Origin of the sequence: Falsirhodobacter xinxiangensis (genome assembly GCF_004959935.1) — a bacterium.
GTDB classification, from domain to species: Bacteria; Pseudomonadota; Alphaproteobacteria; order Rhodobacterales; family Rhodobacteraceae; genus Falsirhodobacter; species Falsirhodobacter xinxiangensis.
Genome location: NZ_SMYN01000013.1, coordinates 44,675 through 68,247, shown reverse-complemented (window position 1 = coordinate 68,247; position 23,573 = coordinate 44,675). Strand labels below are relative to the sequence as shown.

Below are 23,573 nucleotides of genomic sequence, written 5' to 3'. Positions count from 1 at the left end.
CATGCTGACCATCGACGCCGAGGCGCAATCCGCACGCATTCTTGAGCTTTACCGCGACATCTTCCCGGGCGCAGAGATCGGCAGCTTCATCGGGGGCGAGATCGTGGCCGGGTCGGGCGCCACGCTGGATCTGACGGACCCCGCCTCGGGGCAGGTCTTCGCCAGCTTTGCCGATGCGGGTGCCGCGCAGATCGACGCCGCCATGGACGCCGCCGAGGCCGCGCAGCGCGAATGGATCGCGATGCCTGCCGCCCAGCGGGGCCGCATCATGTGGGCCATCGCGGGCCAGATCCGCGCCCATGCCCCGATCATCGCCGAAATCGAAAGCCGCTCCGCAGGCCGCCCGATCCGCGATATCCGCGGCGAGGCGCTGCGCGTGGCCGAGATGTTCGAATATTACGCGGGCTGGTGCGACAAGATTTACGGCAACACCATTCCGGTTCCGTCCAGCCACTTCAATTACACAAGGCAGGAACCGATCGGTGTCGTGATGCAGATCACCCCGTGGAACGCGCCGCTGTTCACCGGCGGCTGGCAGATCGCCCCGGCCATCTGCGCCGGGAACGGCGTCGTCATCAAACCGTCGGAACTGACTCCGCTGTCCACGCTGATCCTTGGCCGGATGTGCGAGCTGGGCGGCGCGCCGCGCGGGCTGGTCAACGTCATCGCCGGGGCAGGGCCGACGGCGGGTCAGGCGGGCGTCACGCATCCGAAGACCGGGCTTGTTGTCTTCGTCGGATCGGCGCAGGCGGGGTCGGCCATCGCGGCGGCGGCGGCGAAGAACACGGTCCCTTGCGTTCTGGAACTGGGCGGCAAGTCGGCGAATATCGTGTTCCCGGATGCGGACATCGACCGCGCGATCATCGGCGCGCAGGCCGCGATCTTTGCGGGCGCGGGGCAAAGCTGCGTCGCGGGCTCGCGTCTGCTGGTCCATGCCTCGGTGCGCGACCGTTTCGTTTCGGCCTATGCCGAGGCGGCGAACCGGATCGCCATCGGCCATCCCTTTGACGAGGCCACCCATGTCGGCCCGATCAACAACCGCCGCCAATGGGAAAAGATCGGCCAGATGGTCGAGGCTGGCGTGGCCGAAGGCGCCCGGATCGCAGCAGGCGGCGCCCGACCCAAGGCGCTGGATGCAACGGGCGGCTTCTATTACGCGCCGACGATCCTTGATGACGTCACCCCCGATATGTCCGTCGCGCGCGAAGAAATCTTCGGCCCCGTCGTGTCGGTCCTGACCTTCGAGACCGAGGCCGAGGCCATCGCCTTGGCCAATGACAACCCATACGGCCTTGCCGGGGCGGTCTGGACCGCCGATGTGGGCCGCGCGCACCGGATGGCGGCAGCCGTCCGCGCGGGGACGTTCTGGGTGAACTCCTACAAGACGATCAACGTCTGCTCGCCCTTCGGCGGCTTCGGGCGGTCGGGCTATGGCCGGTCCTCGGGGGCCGAGGCGCTGATGGCCTATACCCAGACCAAGAGCGTCTGGGTCGAGACGGCGGAAAACCCGCCGGTCGCCTTCGGCTACGCCCCGGGCTGAAACGTCGCTCTCTCCCCCGACCTTGGGGGAGAGAGCCTCTTGCCACGGCAGCGCATGGCGTTCTATGCGTAGGGCAGCAATCAGGACGCGGTGCGATCCCGCGTGGCTCTTCCGGCCGCCGATCCGCCGGACCATCGACCCGAATGCCGGGGCTTTCCATATGATACCTTCAACAAGCTATGCCCGTCAGTGGACGGGTAACGTGCGGGGCGATCTGCTTGCGGGCGTGGTCGTCGCGCTGGCGCTGATCCCCGAGGCGATTGCCTTTTCCCTTATCGCTGGGGTGGACCCGAAGGTGGGTCTTTATGCGTCCTTCGCCATCGCGGTGGTGACGGCCATCGCGGGGGGGCGGCCGGCGATGATCTCGGCCTCGACCGCGGCGACGGCGGTGCTGATGGTCACGCTGGTGCGCGATCACGGGCTGCAATACCTGCTGGCGGCGTCGATCCTTGCCGGGGTGATCCAGATCGGCATCGGCGCGGCACGGCTGGGGCGGATGATGCGGTTCGTCTCGCGCTCGGTGATGACCGGCTTCGTGAACTCGCTGGCGATCCTGATGACGTTGTCGCAACTGCCCGAGCTTTGGGGCGTTGCGCCGCTGACATATCCGGTGGTGGCGGTGGGGGTGGCGATCATCCTGCTGTTCCCGCGCATCACCACGGCCATTCCGGCGCCGCTGATCTGCGTGCTGGTGCTGACGTTGGGCGCGCAGGCACTTGGGCTCGACCTGCGGACGGTGGGCGACAAGGGTGCGCTTCCGGACACGCTGCCGATGTTCCTGCTGCCGGACATCCCTCTCACGTTCGAGACGCTGAAGATCATCCTGCCCTATTCGGCGGCCATCGCCATCGTTGGGCTGCTGGAATCGCTGCTGACGCAGAACCTGCTGGATGACATGACCGAGACCGTGACCAGCCGCGACCGCGAATGCGTGGGGCAGGGGCTGGCGAACATGACGTCCGGCTTCATCGGAGGGATGGCGGGCTGCGCGGTCATCGGCCAGTCGCTGATCAACATCAAATCCGGCGGGCGGGGGCGGCTTTCGTGCTTCTTTGCCGGGGTGATGGTGCTGGTCTTCTGCGTCTTCCTTGGCCCGTGGGTCGCGCAGATTCCGATGGCGGCGCTGGTCGCGGTGATGCTGGTGATCGCGGCGGGGACGTTCGACTGGGGTTCGATCCTGAACATCCGGCGTATTCCGGTCAGTTCGTCCATCGTGATGCTGGCGACGATGGGGATCGTGGTCTGGACGCACAACCTTGCCATCGGCACGCTGGCGGGGGTGTTCCTTTCGGGCGTGTTCTTTGCGTGGAAGATCTCGCACCTGTTCACGGTGGACAGCGTGCTGGAGGACGGCGTGCGTCATTACCGGTTCGAGGGGCAGATGTTCTTCGCCTCGGCAGAGACGTTCATGCGGGCGTTCGATTTCCACGAACGCCCTGCGCGCGTGGTGATCGACCTGACGCGCGCGCATATCTGGGACATATCCTCGGTCGCGGCGCTGAAGCAGGTGGTGGCGCGGCTGCGGCGCGGCGGGACCGAGGTCGAGGTGACCGGCATGAACCGCGCGACGCAGACGCTGGTGGACCGGCTTGGCCCGTCAGTCGACGCGGCGAAGTAGCTCCAGCACCGCGGGGCCGACGGCTTCGACCAGACGCTCCACCCCCTCTGCGTTGGGGTGGATGCCGTCATCCTGCATGTATCGCCGATCCAGACGGTCGCCATCGGTGACCGGCCCAAGGTAGTCCGGCAGCAGGATCGCGCCGTGTTCTTCTGCCACAGACGGATAGATCGCGTCGAAATCGGCCTGATACTGCGGGCCGTAATTCGCGGGCGTCCGAAGGCCCAGAAGCAGCACCGGCAGCCCCCGCGCATCCGCCTTGTCCAATATCCCGTCCAGATTGGCATGCGCCTGCGCGGGGTCCAATCCGCGCAGCAGATCGTTGCCGCCAAGGTTCACGATCAGCGCATCCGTTTCGGGCACCAATGCCCAATCGGTGCGCGCAAGACCGCCCGCCGTGGTGTCGCCGGACACACCGGCGTTCACGATCGTGACATCCGCGCCGTTTTCGGCCAGCCACCCTTGCAGAACCGGCACGAAACCCGCCCCATCTGGCAGACCGTATCCTTGGGTCAGGCTGTCGCCCAGCGCCACCACCGTCATCTGATCGGCAAAGACCGGCGCGGCGGTGAGGCAAAGCGCCGCCGCAAGGTTGCGAAGGCAGGCCAAGGGCTTACAACCAAGGCGGAACAGAGTGGAGAGGTGCATGTCGGCGGTCCTTGAATTGCGCGAGGCGAAACTGGTGCTGGAGGGCAATGCCGGCCCGGTGGAGATATTGCGCGGGATCGACCTGACCGTATCGCGGGGGGAGAGCCTTGGGCTGGTCGGTCCTTCGGGGTCGGGCAAGTCCTCGCTCCTGATGCTGATGGGCGGGCTGGAGCGGGCAAGCTCCGGCACGGTGCGCGCCTTGGGCCAGGACCTGTCCGCGATGGACGAGGACGGGCTTGCACGCTTCCGCCGTGGCAATATGGGCGTGGTGTTCCAGTCTTTCCACCTGATCCCGACGATGACGGCGCGCGAAAACGTCGCGCTGGCGCTGGAACTGGCGGGCGAGCCGGATGCGGGCGAACGGGCGGATGCGGAGCTGGCCTCGGTCGGGCTCTCGCACCGGGCGGGGCATTACCCGCGCCAGATGTCCGGGGGCGAGCAGCAGCGCGTGGCCTTGGCCCGCGCATGGGTGACGCGGCCCGGCATCCTGCTGGCGGACGAGCCGACGGGAAACCTTGACGGTGCAACGGGCGCGTCGATCATGGATCTGCTGTTCGGGCTGCGCGATCTGGGTGCGACCTTGGTTCTGGTGACGCACGCGCCGGAACTGGCGGCGCGATGCGACCGCGTGGTGCGGCTGGCCGACGGGCGGGTGGACGCATGAAGCTGGCGTGGCGGATCGCTGCGCGCGAGCTTCGGGGCGGCATCGGCGGGTTTCGCGTGTTTCTTTTGTGCCTCGCGCTTGGGGTCGCGGCGATTGCGGCCATCGGGTCGGTTCGTGCCGCCATCGAACGCGGGCTGGCCGATCAGGGCGCGGTGCTTCTGGGCGGCGATGCCGAGATGAGCTTCACCTATCGCCTCGCCTCGCCCGAGGAGCGGGCCTTCATGGAGGGTGAGGCGACCGCGCTGTCGGAAACCGTCGATTTCCGGTCGATGGTCGTGGCGGGCGATCAGCGGCTTCTGACGCAGGTGCGGGGGGTGGACGGCGCTTGGCCTCTGGTCGGTGCGCCGCTGCTGGACCCGGCGATTCCGGTGGAACAGGCGCTGGCGGCGGGCGATCTGCCGGGGGCGGTGATGGACCCGTCGCTGGCCGCCCGGCTGGATCTGGCGGTGGGCGATCTGTTCACCTTGGGCGAGCGGCAGTTCCGCCTGACCGCGCTGCTTCTGCGCGAGCCTGACAGCGCCTCGGCCGGGTTCGCGCTGGCCCCGCGCACGGTGGTCTCGCTGGACGGGCTGCGCGGGTCGGGGCTGTTGTCGCCGGGCACGGTGTTCGACAGCGATTACCGGCTGATGCTTCGACCCGGCGCGAACCCCGATGCCGTGCGGGCGCGGGCCGAGGCGGAGTTTTCCGAATCCGGCATGCGCTGGCGTGACAGCCGCCGTCCCTCGCCCTCGGTCGAAAGGTTCGTGGACCGGATGGGGTCGTTTCTGGTGCTGGTCGGGCTGGCAGGGCTGGCCGTGGGCGGGATCGGCATCCAATCGGCCGTCGCGGCTTATCTGGAGCGCAAGACGGCGACCATCGCCACGCTGCGCACGCTGGGCGCCTCGGGGCGGCTGGTGCTGGCGACCTATGCCATGCAGATCGGGGCGCTGGCGGTGATGGGCGTCGGCGCCGGGCTTGCGGCGGGGGTGCTGCTGCCGATGATCGCGGGGCGCTGGATCGCCGCGTCCCTGCCGTTCGAGGTGCATTTCGGGCTCTATCCCCTGCCGCTGCTGGAGGCGGGGTTCTATGGCCTGACCACCGCGGCGCTGTTCACACTGTGGCCGCTGGCACGTTCGTCCCAGCTTCGGGCGGCGGCGCTGTATCGGGGTGCCGAGGGTCGTGTGCCGCGCGGTTACGCCTTTGGCATCGCGGGGTTGCTGGTTCTGCTGGTGGGCGGGGCGGTGTGGTTCTCGGGCATCCCGGATCTGGCGCTTGGCACAGCGGCGGGCATCGCGGGGGCGCTGGCGCTTCTGGCGCTGGCCGCGCGCGGGGTGCGCGGGCTGGCCCAGCGCGGCGCAAGGCGGGCGAAGGGCGCTGTGATGCGGCTGGCCGTGGGGGCCGTGGGAACGGGCGGCGAGGCGCGGTCGGTGATCCTGTCGCTGGGCCTTGGCCTGACGGTGCTGGCCGCCATCGGCCAGATCGACGCCAACCTGCGCAGCGCCATCGACCGCGACCTGCCGGAACGCGCGCCATCCTATTTCTTCGTCGATATCCAGACGGACCAGCTTCAGGGGTTCCTCGATCGCGTCGGGAACGATCCGGCGGTTAGCCGGGTGGAAAACGCACCGATGCTGCGCGGCGTTCTGACGCGCATCAACGGCCAGCCCGCACGCGAGGTCGCGGGCGATCACTGGGCGCTGCGTGGCGATCGGGGTGTCAGTTTTGCCGAGACGGTCGAAACCGTCGCGGGGGAAAGCTGGGCTGCGGATTACTCCGGCCCGCCGCAGATCAGCTTCTCTGCCGAAGCGGCGGGCGAGATGGGGCTGAACCTTGGCGACCGCATCACCGTCAACATCCTTGGCCGCGACATCGAGGCGGAGTTGACCAGCCTGCGCAACGTGGATTTTTCCGATGCCGGCATGGGGTTCGTGATGATGATGAACCCATCCGCGCTGGCGGGTGCGCCGCATACATCCATCGCGACCGTGTATTCGTCGGGCGAGGAGGCGCTGCTGCGCGATCTGGGCCGCACCTATCCCAACATCACCGCGATCCGGGTGGCCGACGCCATCGCCCGCGTGACCGAGGCGCTGGGCGCCATCGCCACGGCAACCCGCGCGGCGGCGGCGATCACGCTTCTGACCGGAGTGGTCGTGCTGATCGGCACGGCGGCGGCGGGCGAGAAGGCCCGCGTGCAGGAGGCGGCGGTGCTGAAGGTGCTGGGCGCGACGCGGGGGCGCATCCTTGCCAGCTTCGCGCTGCGGTCGGCGCTGATGGGCGCGGCGGCGGGCGTGGTTGCCGTGATCGGCGGTGCGCTTGCGGGCTGGGCGGTGATGCGTTTCGTGATGGAGGCCGACTACGCCTTTGCGCCGCTTTCGGCGCTGGTGGTGGTGCTGGGCGGGATCGCGGCGACGCTGGCCGCCGGCATGGTCTTTGCCTGGCGGCCCTTGTCGGCGCGTCCCGCCCGCGTGCTGCGCGCCGCGGATTAGGGGCGGGCGGGGATGTTCGATCCCTTCTGCACCGCAGGGCGGGCAAGGAACCGGTCAAGATAGGCCGGGACGTTCTTCAGATCGTTCCAACCCGCGATCTCGGCGCCTTTATAGAAATCGCGCAGGGTCCGCAGCCACGGGCCGATGGCGATATCCGCGATGGAATAGTCTCCGGCGATCCAGTCACGCCCTTCCAATGCGCCGTCCAGCACCTTCAGCAGCCGCTCGGCCTCGGCGCGGTAGCGTTCCTTGGGGCGGGGGTCTTCGATCTCTTTCCCCGCGAAATGGTGGAAATAGCCAAGCTGGCCGAACATCGGGCCAAGCCCGCCCATCTGGAACATCAGCCATTGCAGAACCTCGTAACGGTTCGCCTCCGGCAGCAGCTTGCCCGATTTTTCGGCCAGATAGATCAGGATCGCTCCGCTTTCAAACAGCGCCACCGGACCTTCGGGGTCGATGATCGCGGGGATTTTGTTGTTCGGATTCAGCGACAGGAACTCGGGGCTGAACTGGTCGTTCGTGGCGAAATCGACAAGGTGCGGCTCGTATTTCAGGCCCATCTCCTCCAGCGCGATGGAGACTTTCTGCCCGTTCGGGGTCGGCAGCGAATAAAGCTGGATCGCGGTGGGATCGGAGGCAGGCCAGCGGCGTGTGATCGGATGGTCAAGCATGCGCGGTTCCTTTTGGGTTATCCGACAGGCAGATAGTCACGATTTTCCATTCGCCAAATGCCGCAGTCGTGACATATTCGGCAGAGTGACTGTGCAAAACAGCCGAAGGGACAAGACAATGCTTCAGGAATTCAAGACGTTCATCGCCCGGGGCAACGTGCTCGACCTCGCCGTGGGTATCATCATCGGTGCGGCCTTCACGGCCATCGTGAATTCGATGGTGCAGGACCTCATCAACCCCGTGATCGGCCTTATCATCGGCGGGATCGACTTCACCAACCTGTACTGGGTCATGTCCGGCAACGTTCCCGAAGGTGTCGGGCTCCAGACGGCCAAGGATTCGGGCGCGGCGGTCTTTGCCTATGGCTCGTTCATCATGGCCTGCTTCAACTTCTTCATCATCGCTTTCGTGGTGTTCCTGCTGGTAAAGGCGGTGAACAAGGTGAAGGACACCGCGATCCGCAAGGAAGAACTGGAAGCGCCGGCCAAGGGGCCGACGCAAGAGGAACTTCTGGCGCAGATCCGCGACCTTCTGGCCGCCAAGCCGACGCTCTAGGCCGCCAGCGCCCGCGAGGGCGCCAGCACATCGATGCCGAGCGCCAGACCCACCGCATCATAGGTCAGGTGCCCGGCATGGGTGTTCAGCCCCGCCAGCAGATGCGGGTCCTCCTCGCAGGCGCGGCGCCAGCCCTTGTCCGCGATCGCCAGCATGAAGGGCAGCGTCGCGTTGCCCAGCGCCTGAGTGGAGGTCCGCGCCACCGCACCCGGCATGTTCGCCACGCAGTAATGCATGATGCCGTCCACCTCATAGATCGGGTCCTGATGCGTGGTGGGACGCGACGTTTCGAAACAGCCGCCCTGGTCGATGGCGACATCGACGATGGCCGCGCCGGGTTTCATGGTCGAAAGCTGCGCCCGCGTGACCAGCTTGGGTGCTGCCGCGCCGGGGATCAGCACCGCACCGATGACCATATCCGCATCGGCCACCAGTTCCGCCACTGCCGCCTGCGAGGCATAGGCCGCCTTGAAATCGCGCGAGAACACATCGTCCAGATAGCGGAGCCGGGGCAGGGACCGATCCAGCACCGTCACATCCGCGCCCATCCCCGCCGCGACCCGCGCCGCATGCGTGCCGACCACGCCGCCGCCGATCACCGCAACCTTGGCCGGGGCGACGCCCGGAACGCCGCCCAGCAACACACCGCGCCCGCCATTGGCGCGTTGCAGCGTCCATGCGCCCACCTGCGGCGCAAGACGGCCCGCAACCTCGGACATCGGGGCCAGCAGGGGCAGACCGCCATTGCGATCCGTCACGGTCTCATAGGCGATGGCGGTCACGCCCGAGGCAAGCAGGTCGCGTGTCTGGTCCGGGTCCGGCGCCAGATGCAGATAGGTGAACAGCACCTGACCTTCGCGCAGGCGTTTGCGTTCGACGGCCTGCGGCTCCTTCACCTTCACGACCAGATCGGCGGCGAAAGCATCCTCGACGCTGCCAAGGGTGGCTCCTGCGGCACTGTAATCGTCATCGGTGAAGCCCGCGCCAAGGCCCGCGCCCTGCTCCACGGTCACGTGATGGCCATGAGCCACCGCTTCCTGCACCGCCGAAGGGGTCAGGCCGACACGAAATTCCTGCGGTTTGATTTCCTTTGGACAACCGATTTTCATTCTATCCTCCCTTTCGCCCAAGGATGACATTCCATGCGCGGCGATGCTTTGAAAAATCGCCCTGTTCACGGCGGTTTCATCGCAATATCCTGCGATCGTCGCCCCTTTTGCAGAAGAACCTTCGACGATCATGCAGCTTGACGCCACGGACCGCCGCATCCTGACCGTTCTTCAGAAGGAAGGCCGGATCAGCAACGCGACCTTGTCGGAACGGGTGAACCTGTCGCCGTCGGCCTGCCACCGCCGCGTGCAGCGGCTGGAGGAGGAGGGCTTCATCGCCGGTTACGTCGCGCTTCTGGACGCGCGCAAGATGGCCCGCCCGACGGTGGTGTTCGTGGAGATCACGCTGTCTGGGCAGGCGGACGAGGTGCTGGCTGCCTTCGAATCGGCGGTGCAGAAGATCCCCGACGTGCTGGAATGCCACCTGATGGCGGGAACGGCGGATTACCTTCTGAAGGTCGTCGCGCAGGATACCGAGGATTTCGCCCGCATCCACCGCCAGCATCTGGCCCGTCTTCCGGGGGTTCAGCAGATGCATTCGTCCTTTGCGCTGAAGACCGTGTTCCGCACCACCGCCATCCCGGTATGAAAAAACCCCCGCCTCCGAATCAACGGGTGGGCGGGGGTTTTCAAAGATGGCACCGGAATGCCACAGCATTGGCAAGAACGCCTTAGAGGTTGCCCTCACGTTGCGCCTTCTTGCGCGCGAGCTTGCGCGCACGGCGAACGGCTTCGGCTTGCTCGCGTGCTTTTTTCACGGAGGGTTTCTCGAAATGCTGCTTGAGCTTCATTTCGCGGAAAACGCCTTCGCGCTGAAGTTTCTTCTTCAGGGCGCGGAGAGCCTGTTCGACGTTATTGTCACGAACGCTGACCTGCATGTGGTTGTCACCACCTTCCTAAGTTAGAGTTGCACGAATGTGCAGGCTCGCGGCCTATATCAAACAGCGATGCCCCTGTCCACCGGAAGGAAGAGCGATGGAATCGACCGAAGCGAAGAATGCCGTGCTGGATGCGGCACTGGCCCATGTGGCCTTCGACGGCTGGTCCGAAACGACGCTGCGCGCGGCCAGCGCCGATGCCGGGGTCGCGCCGGGCCTTGCGCGGGCGCTGTTCCCGCGCGGGGCGGTGGATCTGGCGCTGGCCTATCATCATCGTGGCGACGCGGAGATGGTGGAGCGCGCCGGGATGGCCGATCTTCCGTCCCGCATCACCGACAAGGTCGCGACCCTGATCCGCTATCGGCTGGAGGCGGCCGACCGCGAGGCGGTGCGGCGCGGATCGACCCTGTTCGCGCTGCCGCAACATGCGGGCGACGGGGCCAAGGCGATCTGGGGCACGGCGGATGCGATCTGGACCGCGCTGGGCGACAGTTCCGACGATGTGAACTGGTATACGAAACGCGCGACGCTCTCGGCGGTCTATGGTGCGACGGTGCTGTATTGGCTGGGCGATGACAGCCCCGACCATCACGCAACGTGGGAGTTTCTGGACCGCCGGCTGGAAGGCGTCATGCGGTTCGAAAAGATGAAGGCCAGGTTCGCGGGCAACCCGCTGGCCAAGGCGGCGGCGATGCCATTCTCGTGGATCAAGGCCCCGCGCGGGAATGACGATCTGCCGGGGCGCACGCGGTGATGGACCAGCCGGAACTGATGCGGGCCATCGCCATCACCGAACATGGCGGACCCGAGGTGCTGAAGATCGACTATGTCCCGACCCCGGTGCCGGGGCATGGGCAGATCCTGATCCGGGTGGCATTCGCCGGGGTGAACCGCCCCGACGCGCTGCAACGGGCGGGAAGCTACAATCCCCCTGCGGGGGCGTCGCCGCTGCCGGGGCTGGAATGTTCGGGCCATGTCGCTGCCGTCGGGCCGGGGGTGACGCGCTGGCGGGTGGGCGACGCGGTCTGCGCGCTGCTGCCGGGCGGGGGATATGCCAGCCATGCGCTGACTTGGGAAACGCATGCCCTGCCGATTCCCGAAGGGCTGTCCATGGCCGAGGCGGCCTGTCTGCCCGAGACATGCTTTACCGTCTGGTCGAACATGGTCATGCGCGGCGGCCTTCGCGCGGGCGAGCGGTTTCTGGTTCACGGCGGATCGTCCGGCATCGGCACGACTGCGATCCAGATTGCCGACGCCCTTGGCGCGCGGGTCTTCGCCACGGCGGGCAGCGCAGAAAAATGCGCCGCCATTGCAGAGTTGGGGGCCGAGGCGATCAACTATCGCGATGACGATTTCGTGGCGATCCTGCGGGCGACCGGGGGGGCGGATCTGATACTTGACATGGTGGGCGGGCCGTATCTGCCGCGCAACGTCAAGGCGCTGGCCGATGACGGGCGGCTGGTGCAGATCGCATTCTTGTCGGGGGCCAAGGTGGAGTTGAACTTCGCCGAGGTGATGATGCGCCGCCTGACGATCACCGGATCGACGCTGCGTCCGCAATCGGTGCTGCAAAAGACCCGCATCGCGCAGGAGGTGGAAGCCCATGTCTGGCCGATGATCGCACGCGGGGCATTGCGACCGGTGATGGACAGCACGTTTCCGCTGGACGATGCGGCGAAGGCCCATGCGCGGATGGAAAGCTCCGCCCATATCGGCAAGATCGTTCTGGAGGTGCCGGGCGACGATTAACGCCCCGGCATCTCGGCATCTCGCAGGCGGCATTCGCGCATCGCCGCGTCGCAGGGGCGGGGGGTCAGGTCGCGGTTCAGGCAGATGCGGACCTCGTCGATCATGCCATCGTCGCAGGTGACTGCAATGTCTTCGGCGGACAGGGCGGGGTTCGCCTCGACGAAGGCATCCTCGACCACGCTGGCGGGCAGACGGATGTCGTCGCGCAGTCGGGTGAAGACCTCGGGCAGGGCGATGCGGTCGTAAGCCTCGCGCGTCAGGGCGTAGTAGTCGCGGCCAGAAAGGCCCGAACAGCGCCCGTGCTTCTTCCATTGATACCACGGCAGGCCGGGGGGCATGATGTCCTCCATCGCGCGGCTCTCGGCTCGGGTCGGATCGCGTCCACCGTCGCACCATTCGGGCCAGTCACCGCCAATCCTGCGGCCAGAGGCCATGCAGAACGAAGCCCCGCTGCTGCTCGCACTGCGCGCCCTCGTTCCCTTGGGCGCACCATGTCGGCGACCATGACAACGATAGGATGTAATGGTCGAACGCTGCCGCCGGGGATGCCAGCAGCATCAGCGCAAGGATCAGACGCATTTTCCCTTCCCCTTCGCTGCGGCCCGGACTATATAACGGGTCAATTCCCGAAAACGAAACCTCGCGGGTCCCGCCCGCAACCGTTTTCCCGGTGCGGGAGAGATTTGTAAAGGAGTGATCCCATGTCCAAGCCCCTGATGTCCAAGGCGACGGCTGTCTGGCTTGTCGATAACACCACGCTGACGTTCCGGCAGGTCGCGGATTTCTGCGGCATGCACGAATTGGAAGTGCAGGGCATCGCGGATGGCGACGTGGCGACCGGCGTTAAGGGGTTCGATCCCGTCGCCAACAACCAGCTTGACGCGATCGAGATCGAGAAGGGCCAGAAAGACCCGCTCTACAAGCTGAAGCTGAAATTCAACGCGGCGGCGCAGGGCGAGGACAAACGCCGCGGCCCGCGTTACACGCCCCTGTCGAAGCGTCAGGACCGCCCGAACGCGATCCTGTGGCTGGTGAAGTTCCACCCGGAACTGTCCGACGGGCAGATCGCGAAACTGGTCGGCACCACGAAGCCGACGATCCAGTCCATCCGCGAACGCACGCATTGGAACATCGCGTCGATGACGCCGATCGACCCGGTCGCGCTGGGCCTGTGCCGCCAGTCGGAACTGGACACCGCCGTGCAGCAGGCCGCCCGCAAGCGCGCAGCCGAAGGCGGGGTGATGTCGGATGACGAACGCCGCAAGCTGGTCTCGACCGAGCAGTCGCTGGGCATGACGGACGAGCCGCGCGTGCCGTCGGCGCTGGACATCTTCAAGAAGGACGAGGTCGAGGAAGAAGAAAAGTCGCCCGCGGACTTCTCGGACGCGGAAAGCTTCTTCAACCTGCCGCAATCTGACGATGACGAGGATGAGGACGACGACCACCGTCGCTGATCCTGAAGGGGCCGAAAGGCCCCTTTTTCAATCGCGCCAGGGCAGCACGCCCTCGCGCCCCCGGCAGGCCCGGTCCAGCACCAGCGCCAGCCCCGCGACCAGCAGCAGCGACAGCACCGACAGCGCGGCGGCCCCGGTCGAATTCCCTTCGTATTGCAGCGAAAAGATCATCACGCCCAAGGTCTCGTTCCCGCTGGACCACAGCAGGGCGGACAGGGTCAGTTCGTTGAAGGCGGTCATGAAGATCAGCACGGCCCCCGCCAGCGCCGGGGCGGCGACGGGCGGGGCGAAGATGCGCGCGATCCGGGCGCGGACGGGGGCGCCGAAGATGCGGGCCGCCTCGTCCAGCGCGGGGTCCGTGCTGGCGGCGGCGGCGGAAAGCGGGCGCAGCGCCAGCGGCAGGAACCGCGCCAGATAGGCGAGCAGCAGGATCGCGGGCGTGCCATAGACCGAGACGCCGAGGATCGGCAGCGGCGGCAGGAAGGTCAGGATCACCGCCAGCGCCAGCACCGTGCCCGGCACGACGAAGGGCGCATCGGCCAGCCAGTCCAGAAGGCGCATCGCCCGGCTTCGCGCCACCTGCGCCAGCCATGCGAAGGGCAGGGCGATCGCCGTGGAGATCACCGCCGCCGCAACCGACAGCAGCAGCGAGTTGACGAAGGCGCGGCGGATGGTCGGGCTGGCCGCCACCTGCGCGAAATTGGAAAGGCTGGCGGTGTCCAGCGACAGCTTCACCCCCAAGGCGGGCGCGAGCGCCGTGCCCAAGAGGGCCAGCATCGGCGTCACCATCAGCAGCACAAGCCCCGCCCAGACCGCCATCGTCACCTTGCGCGGGGCAGGCGGGCGGTCGAACGCGCGGCCTTGCGGCACCGGAACGGCCAGCCGCAGCGTCAGCGCGCGCAGGGCCAGTGCCGCGCCCGCCAGCGCCACCAGCAGCAAGGCCAGCACCGCCACTTGCCCAAGGATCGACGGCCCGAACCCGTTCAGCCTTTGATAGATCAGCGTGGTCAGCATCGGGAACCGCCCCGGAATGCCCAGCAATGCGGGCACCCCGAAATTGCCCACCGCCGCCGCAAAGGCCAGCGCCGACCCCGCCCCGCAGGCCGGAAAGCACAGCGGCAGGATCACCCGCCGCAGGATCGCCCCTTGCGAGGCGCCACCGATCCGCGCCGCCTCGACCAGATCCGCCGGGATCGCCTTCAGCGCCGCGCGCACGGCGATGAAAACCAGCGGCATATGCTCGACCCCCATCAGCAGCGCGATGCCGGTGCCGGAATAGATCGGGTTCGGGCCGGGGATCAGCATGCCCGCAAGCTCGATCCACGCCAGCGCCATGATCTGCGACGGGATCAGCAGCGGCGACAGCGCCAGAAACGTCATCGCCACCCGCCCGCGCATGCGGAACGCGCCCAGTGCCAGCGCCAGCGCGGTGCCAAGCACGACCGAGATGACCACCGACCCGGCAGAGGCGGTCAGCGTGTTCTCCAGCGCGCGCCATGTTGCACGGCTGTCCCACGCCTCGGCGATCACGGTGGCATCGGCGGCGCGGGCGAACAGGCGCAACAGCGGCCACAGCCCGATGGCGATGACATAGAATGCGATCAGGGCGGCAAGCAGATGCCCGCCGCCCCGTCGCCGGATGCCCGTGATGTCAGCCGCCGAAAAGATCTGCGAATTCCTGCTTGTTGGCCTGATCGTCCGCCAGCATCTTGGCCGGGTCGGCCTCCAGCACCTTGATCGTGGCCGGGTCGGGATAGCCTTCGGGCGGGGTCATGCCTTCGAGGATCGGGAAATATCCCTGCGCGACCGACTGTTCCTGCGCCGCCTGTCCAAGCTGCCAATCGACGAAGACCTTCGCTGCCTCGACATTGTCGCTGCCCGCGATGATCGCGACGGGCTGCGTGATGGTGGACACGCCTTCCTCGGGGAAGACGAAATCGACGGGCGAGCCTTTGGCCTTGGCGTTCATCGCCATGTATTCGACGATCATGCCATAGGCCTTCTCGCCGCGGGCGACGGCTTCCAGAACGGTGCCGTTGCCCTGACCCGCGACCGCGCCGTTATCGGCCAGCGTCTCGAAATACTCCCACCCGAAGTCGGGCTGCTGGACCATCGTGCCGACATGGACGACCGCCGCCCCGGAATAAAGCGGGCTGGGCATGATCGTCTGTGCCGCAGCCTCGGGGGTCGAAAGGTCGGCCCATTTCGTCGGCGCGGTCTTCACCAGATCGGTGTTGTAGATGATGCCCGTGGTCAGCAGCTTGGTGCCGAAGAAGGTCTTGTCGGGATCGACCAGCGCGGCGGGGATGCCGTCCAGCGGCGCATCCGCATAGGCCAGCAGACGGTCCTGATCCTTCAGCTGCGTCATCGCCAGCGTGTCGGCGATCAGCATGATGTCGGCCTGCGGCGCACCGGCGGCATATTCGGCCTCCAGCTTCGACATCAGCTCGGTCGTACCCGAACGGAAGACTTCGACCGTGATCTCGGGATGGTCGGCGTTGAACGCTTCGACCACCGCCGCCATCTGGTCGTTCGGCTGCGAGGTATAGACGGTGATCGTGCCCGACGCCTGCGCCAGCGCCGCGAAGGGCAGCGCGGTCGAGAGCAGAAGGCCGAGGGAGATGGAGCGGAGGGTCATGTCGTATGTCCGGTTCTTGATGCTGCGCGCGTTCTATTGCGCGGGTGCGACGGAAAGGTGACAGGCCGCGGCGCCTTCGCGTGGAATGACCCAGCCGCCCGCGATCGCGATGCGGATCGGCCCCGGCGGCACCGGCCCGCGCGAGGGCACGTCCACCTCGGCATCGGCCAGAAGCGCGTGGACCATGTGCATCCCATTCTCGAACCGCTGGCCCGTGGCTTCGGCCGGGATGCCCGCCGGGTCGAGCGCCAGATCGCGGGCGTGCAGGCACAGCCAGCCGGGGCCGGGGGGCGCATCGCCCGGCAGGGTCAGCCGATGCCCCGCCAGCAGCAGATCGCAATGCCCGTCGCGACTGCCCAGCACATCCACCGGCACCGTCCGCCCCGCGCCGACGAACCGCGCGACCATCGCGGATGCGGGACGGTCGAACAGCACCTGCGGGCTGGCCACCTGCTGCAGCCGTCCGGCATCCATCACGGCCACCAGATCGGAAATCGCCATCGCTTCGTTCTGGTCGTGGGTGACGAAGACGAAGGTCGTCCCGGACTGGCGATGGATGCGCCGGAATTCGGCCAGCATCGACTGGCGCAGATGCGCGTCGAGGTTCGCCAGCGGCTCGTCCAACAGGATCAGGCGGGGGCGCACGGCAAGGCTTCGGGCCAGCGCGACCCGCTGGCGCTGCCCACCCGAAAGCTGATGCGGGCGGCGATCCGCCAGATGCGACAGGCCGACCATCGCCAGCGCCTCGGCCACGCGATCCTTGGCGGGGATGCGCCGCATCTGAAGCCCGAAGGCGACGTTGGCGGCGACGGTCATATGCGGCCACAGGGCATAGGACTGGAACACCATGCCCAGATCCCGCTCGCCCGGTTCGACAAAGCGCCGCCCTTCTGCGACGACCTGCCCGTCCAGCGCGATGCGGCCCGTCTCCGGCCGCTCCAGCCCCGCGATCAGGCGCAGAAGCGTGGTCTTGCCGCAGCCCGACGGCCCCAGAAGCGAGAAGAACGCCCCCGAGGGCATGGACAGCGACACGCGGTCCACCGCGCGGGTGCCGCCGAAGCTGAGTGTCACATCCGTAAGGTCTATGCTGGCCATCGCGCCCCGCCTATACACCGGATGTGACAGGGTGTTGAAGCCGAAAGGGGAGACGATGGAGCTTGCACTGGACCGCGTTTCGCGCCGTTTCGGCGGGGTGCAGGCATTGTCGGACGTCTCGCTGGGCGCGGGTCGGGGCGAGGTGGTCTGCCTTGTCGGGCCGTCCGGATGCGGGAAATCGACGCTTCTTCGCCTGATCGCGGGGGTGGACAGGCCGGATGCGGGCACGATCAGCCTGCTGGGACAGGACATCACCCATGTCGCCCCCGAGGATCGCCATGTCGGGTTCATGTTTCAGGACTATGCGCTGTTCCCGCATCTGACGGCCCGTGACAACATCCTTTTCGGGCTGAAACGCCACAGGGATGCGGGGGCCATGGCCGAGGAGATCATCCGCCGGCTTGGCATCGGCCATCTGGCCGCACGGTTTCCCCACATGCTGTCGGGGGGCGAGCAACAGCGGGTCGCGCTGGCCCGCGCGCTGGCCCCGCGCCCGCATGTGCTGCTGATGGACGAGCCGTTCTCCAACCTCGACCGGACCTTGCGCGACGGCATCCGCGAGGAGACGCTGGCGATCCTTGCCGCGCTGGAGGCGACGGTCGTGATGGTGACCCACGACCCTGAGGAGGCGCTGTCCTCGGGCGACCGGGTGGTGCTGATGCGCGCGGGTCGCGTGGTGCAGGCAGGGCGGGGCGAGGATGTCTATGACCGGCCCCGGACCGCCTATGCCGCCGGGTTCTTCTGCGACTTCAACCGTTTTGACGGAACGACCCGTGGCGGCGCGGTGGCGACACCCTTCGGCCCGGTCGCGGCCGGTTTCGTGGACGGCACGGCGGTGCAGGTCTTGCTGCGCCCGCAATCGCTGCATCCGGCGGACAGCGGCACGCCCGCGACCGTCACCACGGTCACGCTGATGGGAGAGATCGAGCAGACCCGCCTGCGTCTTGCCTGCGGGCAAGAGATGCGGATGCGGTCCAGCAGGCGGCACGGGCTGCGGCAGGGCGATGGCGTCTTCCTGCGGGCCGATCCGGCGGGCGTGCTGGTCTTCCCGGCAGATGCGGCATAGGGGCGCATCCGAATTTCTTTACTGTTTAAGTCGGATGACGCAAAAATTGCGCATCATCCGCTTGGGGAGGCTGAAATGAAACATCTGGCACTGGGCACCGCCCTTTCGTTTCTGGCGGGCGCCACCGCCGCGCAGGAACTGAACCTGTACACCACGCGCGAGCCGGGGCTGGTCGAGCCGCTGCTGGCAGCGTTCACCGCATCCAGCGGGATCGAGGTGAACACCATCTTTCTGAAGGAAGGTCTGCCCGAACGGGTGGAGGCCGAGGGCGACCGTTCGCCCGCCGATGTGATGATGACGGTGGATATCGGCAATCTGGTCGATCTGGTGGATCGCGGCCTGACCCAGCCCGTGGAATCGGAGGTGCTGGAGGCGGCGATCCCCGAAAGCATGCGCGATGCGGATGGCCAGTGGTTCGCCCTGTCGCTGCGCGCCCGCGCGCTTTACGCCGCCAAGGATCTGGAGTTGACCGAATTCCATTACGAGGATCTGGCAGATCCCGAATGGAAGGGCCGCGTCTGCATCCGTTCCGGCCAGCACCCTTACAACATCGCACTGACCGCGGCCTATATCGCCCACTATGACGAGGCGGAGGCCGAGGCCTGGCTGACCGGGGTTCACGACAATCTGGCCCGCAAGGCCGGGGGCGGCGACCGGGACGTGGCACGCGACATCATGGGCGGGCTGTGCGACATCGGCATCGCCAATTCCTACTACGTCGGGCAGATGCTCTCGGGCAATGGCGGACCGGATCAGCTGGAATGGGTGAACGCCATCCGGCTCGTCTTCCCCACGTTCGAAAATGGCGGCACGCAGATCAACGTGTCGGGGGCGGCGGTGGCGAAACATGCGCCCAACCGCGACGAGGCCGTCGCGCTGCTGGAATACCTCGTCTCGCCCGAGGCGCAGAAAATCTATGCCGAGGCCAATTTCGAACATCCGGTGAATGCCACCGCCGCCGTCAGCCCGCTGATCGTGCAATTCGGCGATCTGGTGCCCGACACGATCAGCCTGACCGAAGTGGCCCGCAACCGTAAGGCCGCGAGCGAGCTGGCCGAGAAGGTCGGTTTCGACAATTGACGCGGGCATGGCTGGGCGGGGCGGCCGCGGTCGCCCTGCTGGTCTGCCTTCCGGTCGTATCGCTTCTGGCAATCGCGGCGCAGGGCAGCGCGGGGCTGTGGTCGCATCTGGCGGCCAATGTCCTGCCCGCGGCGCTGCGCGATACGCTAATTCTGCTGGCCGGGGTCGGCGTTCTGGTGGCCGTGGTCGGCACGGGGACGGCTTGGCTGGTCACGGCGCATGACTTTGCGGGGCGGCGGCTGTTCGAATGGGCGCTGCTGCTGCCGCTGGCGGTGCCGACCTATATCTCGGCCTATGCCTGGCTGGACATCCTGCATCCGGTGGGTGCGGTGCAGGGCTGGGTGCGGGCCGTCCTTGGCTATTCATCCCCGCGCGAATTCCGGCTGCCTGATGTGCGGTCGATGACGGGCTGCGTGCTGCTGCTTGGGCTGGTGCTGTATCCCTATGTCTATCTGACGGCGCGGGCGATGTTCGTCACGCAGGCCGCGGGGCTGATCGAGGCGGCGCGCACCTTGGGCGAGCGGCGGGTGTTTCGCCGCGTCGCCCTGCCGCTGGCGCGTCCGGCGGTGGCGGTGGGCGTGTCGCTGGCGTTGATGGAGGCGTTGAACGACATCGGCGCGTCGGAGTTTCTGGGCGTTCGGACGATGACGGTGTCCGTCTACAGCACATGGATCGGGCGGGCGGATTTGCCGGGGGCGGCGCAGATCTCGCTTGCGATGCTGGCGCTGGTCGTGGCTCTGGTGATGCTGGAGCGTTGGGCGCGGCGGAACCAGCGCTATGCCGTCGGGCAGCGGCCCCGGCCCATCGGGCGCAGCGCCCTGCGTGGCTGGCGGGCGGGGCTGGCGATGCTGGCCTGCGCGGTCCCGGTGCTGCTGGGCTTTGCCGCCCCTGCGACCTATCTGATGGTCGAGGCGTGGAAGCGCGTCGCCTTCGCCGGCATCTCGCCCACGTTGTGGACCGAGGCGCTGAACACGGTGCTGCTGGCAAGCGCGGCGACGGTGATGGTGCTTATCTGCGGCACGGTCGCGGCCTATGCCGCGCGGCTGCATGGGCGGGGCGGGCTTTTGGCGCGGGCAACGACGCTGGGCTATGCCGTGCCGGGAACGGTTCTGGCGATCGGGCTGTTGCCGCTGGTGGCGGCGCTGGACCGGGGGTTGATCGCGGCGGGGCTTCCAGCGGTGCTTTTGCTGGGCGGCAGCGGGGCGGTGCTGCTGGCCTATATGGTGCGGTTCATGGCCATTGCGACCGGCGGGGTCGAATCCGGGTTCGCGCGTATCCCGCCGTCCCTTGACCACGCCTCGCGCAGTCTGGGGCAGGGGCCGTCGGGGACGTTCCTGCGGGTCCACCTGCCGCTGTCGCGCCCCGCGCTGGTGGCGTTGGCGCTGCTGGTCTTCGTCGATTGCGCCAAGGAGCTTCCGGCGACGCTGCTGCTGCGGCCGCTGAACGTGGAGACGCTGGCAACGCATCTGTATGGCGAGGCGGCGCGCGGTACCTACGAGGAAGCCGCGATCGCCGCGCTGGTCATCGTGGCCATCGGCATGGCCCCGGTCATCCTGCTGGCGCGTCAGCCGCGCCCGCGATACCCCGGCACGCCCTGATCCGGCACCCACACACCGTTCGGCACCGGCCCGGTCTGATAGAAGACGTCGATCGGGATGCCCCCGCGCGGATACCAGTAGCCACCGATCCGCAGCCATTGCGGTTCGAGGAAATCGGCCAGACGCCGGGCGATGGACACCGTGCAATCTTCGTGGAAGGCGCCGTGGTTGCGGAATGCGCCAAGGTAAAGCTTCAGCGATTTCGATTCGACCAGCCAGCCACCGGGGACATAGTCGATCACCAGATGCGCGAAATCGGGCTGCCCCGTCATCGGGCAAAGCGAGGTGAATTCGGGCGCGGTGAAGCGCACGCAATAGGCGACCTCGGCCTGCGGGTTGAAGACACGCTCCAGCACCGCGTCTTCGGGCGATGCGGGCAATTCGGTCTTGCCGCCCAGTTGCGTCAGGTTGTCGTAGATCGTCGTCATGTCAAACCCATTGCCCCGGCTCCATCAGCCCAAGGTCCATCAGCTGTTGCGAATGCCAGCGGAACTCGACCGAGTTGTGCCAGCGCATATCGGCGACCCCGTATCGCGAGGCGGGGTTGGTCTTCAATGCCTTTGCCGTGCGGAAGGAACAGGTGGCGATGGTGGCGCTGTGGTGCCACGGACAGGAATAAGTGTTGTATTCCTGATCGTTGAAGGTGAAATCGGGGCCCAGGACCAACCCCTCTTTCGCACGAAAAAGTGCGATCCGGTCGATCTTGCGCCGCACGACGGGGATATGTTCCTCGTATCGCCAGCGCAGCCCGCCGAAGAAATCCAGCTGTCTTTCGCGTGGATCGCCATCCGGCCCCTTTCGGCCCAGCGCGTAATAGCCGGACTTGTCCAGCAGCGCCTCCTCCAGCGAAACCGCCAGCGGAAAGCGGTGCAGATCGCCCGTGTAAAGATCGACGACATAGCTGAGAAAGGCATCGCGCCGTTCTTCGGCATGGAATGCGATCAACTCGCGCACGCGCCGCGTCTCGCAGAAGGGGAAGAACAGGTATTCGGCGTTGAAGCAATAATGGATCCAGACGCCCGGCGCGGCGGCGATCAACCGGTTCACCGCACGGGGCAAGGCATTGTCGGCATGGGCGTCATGGCCGATGCGGACGGCCCTTGCGTCGATTTCCACCCGGATCTCGGACGGGGCGAGCAGCAGGACCGTGGGAAACCCGATCTTCAGGCAGTGGGCGACGGTGGATGCGATCTCCACCTCGTCCTCGGCCATGACCATTGCGACCGGGCCTTTCGGAGTGCCGATGGCAAGGTAACTGTCCAGACTGTCGTATCGCATGTATGCCCCGGCCCGTTTGCAACCACAAAAAGCGATGGCGCCGGGATGGGCAAGGGGGGTCCGTTGCCCCTTCCCCCGGTTTTCGTGTAGAAGGCCCCAATTCAGCGGGATTTGCCACCATGTCGGAAGCGAAGAAACTGTTCATCAAGACCTATGGGTGCCAGATGAACGTCTATGACAGCGAGCGTATGGCCGAGGCCATGGGCGCGAGCGGCTATGTGCTGACCGACACTGCCGAAGATGCCGACATGGTGCTGCTGAACACCTGCCACATCCGCGAAAAGGCGTCGGAGAAGCTCTATTCCGACCTTGGCCGTCTGCGTCCGCTGAAGAATGCCAAGCCCGACCTGAAGATCGGTGTCGCGGGCTGCGTCGCACAGGCCGAGGGGCAGGAGATCATCCGCCGGATGCCGCTGGTCGATCTGGTGGTCGGCCCGCAGACCTATCACCGCCTGCCCGAGATGGTGGCCGGAACCGCGCCCGCCGTGGATACCGAGTTCCCGCTGGAGGACAAGTTCGACCACCTGCCCAAGCGCAAGGCGCTGCGCGGGCCGACCGCGTTCCTGACGGTGCAGGAGGGCTGCGACAAGTTCTGCGCGTTTTGCGTGGTTCCCTATACCCGCGGGGCGGAGGTGTCGCGCCCGCCGGAACGTCTGCTGACCGAGGCGCGCGATTTGGTGGAGCGTGGCGTCCGCGAGATCACGCTTTTGGGTCAGAACGTCAACGCCTATCACGGCGGGGACTGGACGCTGGCGAAGCTGGTTCGCGAACTGGCCAGGATCGATGGGCTGGAGCGTATCCGCTATACCACCAGCCATCCCAACGACATGGAGGATGACCTGATCGCCGCCCATGGCGACGAGCCGAAGTTGATGCCCTATCTGCATCTGCCGGTTCAGTCGGGGTCGGATCGCATCCTGAAGGCGATGAATCGCAAGCACACGGCCGAGCAATATTTGCGCGTGATCGAACGCATCCGCGCGGCGCGGCCCGACATCGTGCTGACCTCGGACTTCATCGTGGCCTTTCCGGGCGAGACGGATGCCGATCATGCCGCGACGCTGGATCTGATCCGGGCCGTCGGCTATGGCGCGGCGTTCAGCTTCAAATATTCCGCGCGTCCCGGCACCCCGGCTGCGGAAAAGCCGGAACTGCCCGCCGAAGTGGCCGACGCGCGGTTGCAGGAATTGCAGGCGCTGATCACCCAGCAGCAGCAGGCTGTGCAGCAGGCGATGGTGGGTCGCGAAGTCGGCGTGCTGTATGAGAAGGTCGGGCGGCTTCCGGGGCAGATGGTTGGCAAATCGGACCATCTGCACGCAGTGCATGTGGACGATCCCGCAGGACGCGTGGGGGAACTGGTGCGGGTGCGCGTCACCGGGGCTTCGACCAACTCGCTCGCGGCGGTGCGAATCGGCTGACAAGATGATGTGGGTGGCTTTGCACTGCCCACGTCATCTGGGTGT

22 protein-coding genes, 1 pseudogene and 1 other annotated feature are annotated in these 23,573 nt (G+C 66.9%); of the genes and pseudogenes, 13 read left to right on the top strand and 10 right to left on the bottom strand.

All coding sequences use genetic code 11. The annotated features are described in order from the left end of the window. The first annotated feature begins 1 nt into the window (after position 1). Positions 2-1,540 (top strand): aldehyde dehydrogenase family protein, encoded by a 1,539-nt coding sequence (locus E2K76_RS14715; protein WP_136685112.1) that lies wholly within the window; start codon positions 2-4, stop codon positions 1,538-1,540. 80 nt (positions 1,541-1,620) lie between these two features. Continuing rightward, positions 1,621-1,676 (top strand) — a sequence feature (sul1 is cis-regulatory element that is thought to sense ions involved in sulfur or methionine metabolism; They are found in Alphaproteobacteria). Positions 1,677-1,700: 24 nt separating this feature from the next. Then, the gene (locus tag E2K76_RS14710; RefSeq protein ID WP_136685111.1) at positions 1,701-3,158 is read left to right on the top strand and encodes a SulP family inorganic anion transporter; all 1,458 of its coding nucleotides are present in this window, start codon (positions 1,701-1,703) and stop codon (positions 3,156-3,158) included. Here E2K76_RS14710 and E2K76_RS14705 read toward each other — a convergent pair. After that, positions 3,138-3,806: an arylesterase gene (locus tag E2K76_RS14705; RefSeq protein WP_136685110.1), complete on the bottom strand. Its 669-nt coding sequence runs from the start codon at positions 3,804-3,806 to the stop codon at positions 3,138-3,140. The two genes, E2K76_RS14710 and E2K76_RS14705, sit on opposite strands and share 21 nt — an antisense overlap. Between E2K76_RS14705 and E2K76_RS14700 the strand changes: the two genes are divergently transcribed. Together E2K76_RS14700 and E2K76_RS14695 are read left to right on the top strand one after the other, a co-directional pair. Further along, the gene (locus E2K76_RS14700) at positions 3,805-4,470 is read left to right on the top strand and encodes an ABC transporter ATP-binding protein (protein WP_136685109.1); all 666 of its coding nucleotides are present in this window, start codon (positions 3,805-3,807) and stop codon (positions 4,468-4,470) included. The two genes, E2K76_RS14705 and E2K76_RS14700, sit on opposite strands and share 2 nt — an antisense overlap. Continuing rightward, positions 4,467-6,938 carry an ABC transporter permease gene (locus E2K76_RS14695; RefSeq protein WP_136685108.1) on the top strand — a complete coding sequence of 824 codons (2,472 nt, stop codon included), beginning with the start codon at positions 4,467-4,469 and terminating at the stop codon, positions 6,936-6,938. Before E2K76_RS14700 ends, E2K76_RS14695 begins: the two co-directional genes overlap by 4 nt. Here the strand turns inward: E2K76_RS14695 and E2K76_RS14690 are convergent. Beyond that, on the bottom strand, positions 6,935-7,609 hold the full coding sequence (locus E2K76_RS14690) for a glutathione S-transferase family protein (RefSeq protein WP_136685107.1): 675 nt from the start codon (positions 7,607-7,609) through the stop codon (positions 6,935-6,937). The genes E2K76_RS14695 and E2K76_RS14690 overlap by 4 nt on opposite strands. A gap of 118 nt (positions 7,610-7,727) precedes the next feature. Between E2K76_RS14690 and mscL the strand changes: the two genes are divergently transcribed. Then, the gene (gene mscL / locus E2K76_RS14685; protein WP_136685106.1) at positions 7,728-8,165 is read left to right on the top strand and encodes a large conductance mechanosensitive channel protein MscL; all 438 of its coding nucleotides are present in this window, start codon (positions 7,728-7,730) and stop codon (positions 8,163-8,165) included. Here mscL and ald read toward each other — a convergent pair. Continuing rightward, a complete protein-coding gene (gene ald / locus E2K76_RS14680) occupies positions 8,162-9,274 on the bottom strand; it encodes an alanine dehydrogenase (RefSeq protein WP_136685105.1) in 1,113 nt (370 codons plus the stop codon). The genes mscL and ald overlap by 4 nt on opposite strands. A gap of 130 nt (positions 9,275-9,404) precedes the next feature. On the opposite strand from ald, the gene E2K76_RS14675 reads away from it, so the two are divergent. After that, positions 9,405-9,863 (top strand): Lrp/AsnC family transcriptional regulator, encoded by a 459-nt coding sequence (locus E2K76_RS14675; protein ID WP_136685104.1) that lies wholly within the window; start codon positions 9,405-9,407, stop codon positions 9,861-9,863. Between the two features lie 82 nt (positions 9,864-9,945). Here the strand turns inward: E2K76_RS14675 and rpsU are convergent, their stop codons facing one another. Next, entirely contained in the window at positions 9,946-10,152 is a 207-nt protein-coding gene (gene rpsU, locus E2K76_RS14670) for a 30S ribosomal protein S21 (RefSeq protein WP_128254633.1), read from the bottom strand. A gap of 97 nt (positions 10,153-10,249) precedes the next feature. Between rpsU and E2K76_RS14665 the strand changes: the two genes are divergently transcribed. Further along, positions 10,250-10,906 (top strand): COQ9 family protein, encoded by a 657-nt coding sequence (locus tag E2K76_RS14665; RefSeq protein ID WP_136685103.1) that lies wholly within the window; start codon positions 10,250-10,252, stop codon positions 10,904-10,906. Beyond that, the gene (locus E2K76_RS14660; protein WP_136685102.1) at positions 10,906-11,901 is read left to right on the top strand and encodes an NAD(P)H-quinone oxidoreductase; all 996 of its coding nucleotides are present in this window, start codon (positions 10,906-10,908) and stop codon (positions 11,899-11,901) included. The genes E2K76_RS14665 and E2K76_RS14660 overlap by 1 nt, the downstream gene beginning before the upstream one ends. On the opposite strand, the pseudogene E2K76_RS14655 reads toward E2K76_RS14660, so the two are convergent. Beyond that, positions 11,898-12,480 (bottom strand): annotated as a pseudogene (locus tag E2K76_RS14655) (ribonuclease T2 family protein). The gene E2K76_RS14660 and the pseudogene E2K76_RS14655 overlap by 4 nt on opposite strands. A 122-nt stretch (positions 12,481-12,602) precedes the next feature. Between E2K76_RS14655 and E2K76_RS14650 the strand changes: the two are divergent. Continuing rightward, positions 12,603-13,355 (top strand): DUF1013 domain-containing protein, encoded by a 753-nt coding sequence (locus tag E2K76_RS14650; RefSeq protein WP_136685101.1) that lies wholly within the window; start codon positions 12,603-12,605, stop codon positions 13,353-13,355. 27 nt (positions 13,356-13,382) lie between these two features. On the opposite strand, the gene E2K76_RS14645 is transcribed toward E2K76_RS14650, so the two are convergent. The 3 genes from E2K76_RS14645 to E2K76_RS14635 form a co-directional block, all read right to left on the bottom strand. After that, entirely contained in the window at positions 13,383-14,918 is a 1,536-nt protein-coding gene (locus E2K76_RS14645) for an ABC transporter permease (protein ID WP_136685100.1), read from the bottom strand. An 88-nt stretch (positions 14,919-15,006) separates the two neighbouring features. Beyond that, the gene (locus E2K76_RS14640; RefSeq protein ID WP_136685099.1) at positions 15,007-15,993 is read right to left on the bottom strand and encodes an ABC transporter substrate-binding protein; all 987 of its coding nucleotides are present in this window, start codon (positions 15,991-15,993) and stop codon (positions 15,007-15,009) included. Between the two features lie 33 nt (positions 15,994-16,026). Then, a complete protein-coding gene (locus E2K76_RS14635) occupies positions 16,027-17,088 on the bottom strand; it encodes an ABC transporter ATP-binding protein (RefSeq protein ID WP_136685098.1) in 1,062 nt (353 codons plus the stop codon). Positions 17,089-17,143: 55 nt separating this feature from the next. Between E2K76_RS14635 and E2K76_RS14630 the strand changes: the two genes are divergently transcribed. From E2K76_RS14630 to E2K76_RS14620, 3 genes are all read left to right on the top strand, one after another. Beyond that, complete coding sequence (locus tag E2K76_RS14630) at positions 17,144-18,154, top strand: ABC transporter ATP-binding protein (protein WP_136685097.1); 1,011 nt, start codon at positions 17,144-17,146, stop codon at positions 18,152-18,154. Between the two features lie 75 nt (positions 18,155-18,229). After that, positions 18,230-19,234 carry an extracellular solute-binding protein gene (locus E2K76_RS14625; protein WP_136685096.1) on the top strand — a complete coding sequence of 335 codons (1,005 nt, stop codon included), beginning with the start codon at positions 18,230-18,232 and terminating at the stop codon, positions 19,232-19,234. After that, a complete protein-coding gene (locus tag E2K76_RS14620) occupies positions 19,231-20,832 on the top strand; it encodes an ABC transporter permease (RefSeq protein ID WP_136685095.1) in 1,602 nt (533 codons plus the stop codon). Before E2K76_RS14625 ends, E2K76_RS14620 begins: the two co-directional genes overlap by 4 nt. Here the strand turns inward: E2K76_RS14620 and queF are convergent. Both queF and E2K76_RS14610 read right to left on the bottom strand, forming a co-directional pair. Further along, entirely contained in the window at positions 20,799-21,260 is a 462-nt protein-coding gene (queF, locus tag E2K76_RS14615) for a preQ(1) synthase (RefSeq protein WP_136685094.1), read from the bottom strand. The two genes, E2K76_RS14620 and queF, sit on opposite strands and share 34 nt — an antisense overlap. A 1-nt stretch (position 21,261) precedes the next feature. Next, on the bottom strand, positions 21,262-22,110 hold the full coding sequence (locus E2K76_RS14610; protein ID WP_136685093.1) for a hypothetical protein: 849 nt from the start codon (positions 22,108-22,110) through the stop codon (positions 21,262-21,264). A gap of 119 nt (positions 22,111-22,229) precedes the next feature. Between E2K76_RS14610 and miaB the strand changes: the two genes are divergently transcribed. Continuing rightward, on the top strand, positions 22,230-23,528 hold the full coding sequence (gene miaB, locus E2K76_RS14605) for a tRNA (N6-isopentenyl adenosine(37)-C2)-methylthiotransferase MiaB (RefSeq protein WP_136685092.1): 1,299 nt from the start codon (positions 22,230-22,232) through the stop codon (positions 23,526-23,528). The last annotated feature ends 45 nt before the right edge of the window (positions 23,529-23,573 follow it).

Excerpts from the sequence above, each read along its gene's own strand:
- E2K76_RS14715 (WP_136685112.1), top strand. The coding sequence starts at position 2 with ATGCTGACCATCGACGCCGAGGCGCAATCCGCACGCATTCTTGAGCTT.
- E2K76_RS14710 (WP_136685111.1), top strand. The coding sequence starts at position 1,701 with ATGATACCTTCAACAAGCTATGCCCGTCAGTGGACGGGTAACGTGCGG.
- E2K76_RS14700 (WP_136685109.1), top strand. The coding sequence starts at position 3,805 with ATGTCGGCGGTCCTTGAATTGCGCGAGGCGAAACTGGTGCTGGAGGGC.
- E2K76_RS14705 (WP_136685110.1), bottom strand. The coding sequence starts at position 3,806 with ATGCACCTCTCCACTCTGTTCCGCCTTGGTTGTAAGCCCTTGGCCTGC.
- E2K76_RS14695 (WP_136685108.1), top strand. The coding sequence starts at position 4,467 with ATGAAGCTGGCGTGGCGGATCGCTGCGCGCGAGCTTCGGGGCGGCATC.
- E2K76_RS14690 (WP_136685107.1), bottom strand. The coding sequence starts at position 7,609 with ATGCTTGACCATCCGATCACACGCCGCTGGCCTGCCTCCGATCCCACC.
- mscL (WP_136685106.1), top strand. The coding sequence starts at position 7,728 with ATGCTTCAGGAATTCAAGACGTTCATCGCCCGGGGCAACGTGCTCGAC.
- ald (WP_136685105.1), bottom strand. The coding sequence starts at position 9,274 with ATGAAAATCGGTTGTCCAAAGGAAATCAAACCGCAGGAATTTCGTGTC.
- E2K76_RS14675 (WP_136685104.1), top strand. The coding sequence starts at position 9,405 with ATGCAGCTTGACGCCACGGACCGCCGCATCCTGACCGTTCTTCAGAAG.
- rpsU (WP_128254633.1), bottom strand. The coding sequence starts at position 10,152 with ATGCAGGTCAGCGTTCGTGACAATAACGTCGAACAGGCTCTCCGCGCC.
- E2K76_RS14665 (WP_136685103.1), top strand. The coding sequence starts at position 10,250 with ATGGAATCGACCGAAGCGAAGAATGCCGTGCTGGATGCGGCACTGGCC.
- E2K76_RS14660 (WP_136685102.1), top strand. The coding sequence starts at position 10,906 with ATGGACCAGCCGGAACTGATGCGGGCCATCGCCATCACCGAACATGGC.
- E2K76_RS14650 (WP_136685101.1), top strand. The coding sequence starts at position 12,603 with ATGTCCAAGCCCCTGATGTCCAAGGCGACGGCTGTCTGGCTTGTCGAT.
- E2K76_RS14640 (WP_136685099.1), bottom strand. The coding sequence starts at position 15,993 with ATGACCCTCCGCTCCATCTCCCTCGGCCTTCTGCTCTCGACCGCGCTG.
- E2K76_RS14635 (WP_136685098.1), bottom strand. The coding sequence starts at position 17,088 with ATGGCCAGCATAGACCTTACGGATGTGACACTCAGCTTCGGCGGCACC.
- E2K76_RS14630 (WP_136685097.1), top strand. The coding sequence starts at position 17,144 with ATGGAGCTTGCACTGGACCGCGTTTCGCGCCGTTTCGGCGGGGTGCAG.
- E2K76_RS14625 (WP_136685096.1), top strand. The coding sequence starts at position 18,230 with ATGAAACATCTGGCACTGGGCACCGCCCTTTCGTTTCTGGCGGGCGCC.
- queF (WP_136685094.1), bottom strand. The coding sequence starts at position 21,260 with ATGACGACGATCTACGACAACCTGACGCAACTGGGCGGCAAGACCGAA.
- E2K76_RS14610 (WP_136685093.1), bottom strand. The coding sequence starts at position 22,110 with ATGCGATACGACAGTCTGGACAGTTACCTTGCCATCGGCACTCCGAAA.
- miaB (WP_136685092.1), top strand. The coding sequence starts at position 22,230 with ATGTCGGAAGCGAAGAAACTGTTCATCAAGACCTATGGGTGCCAGATG.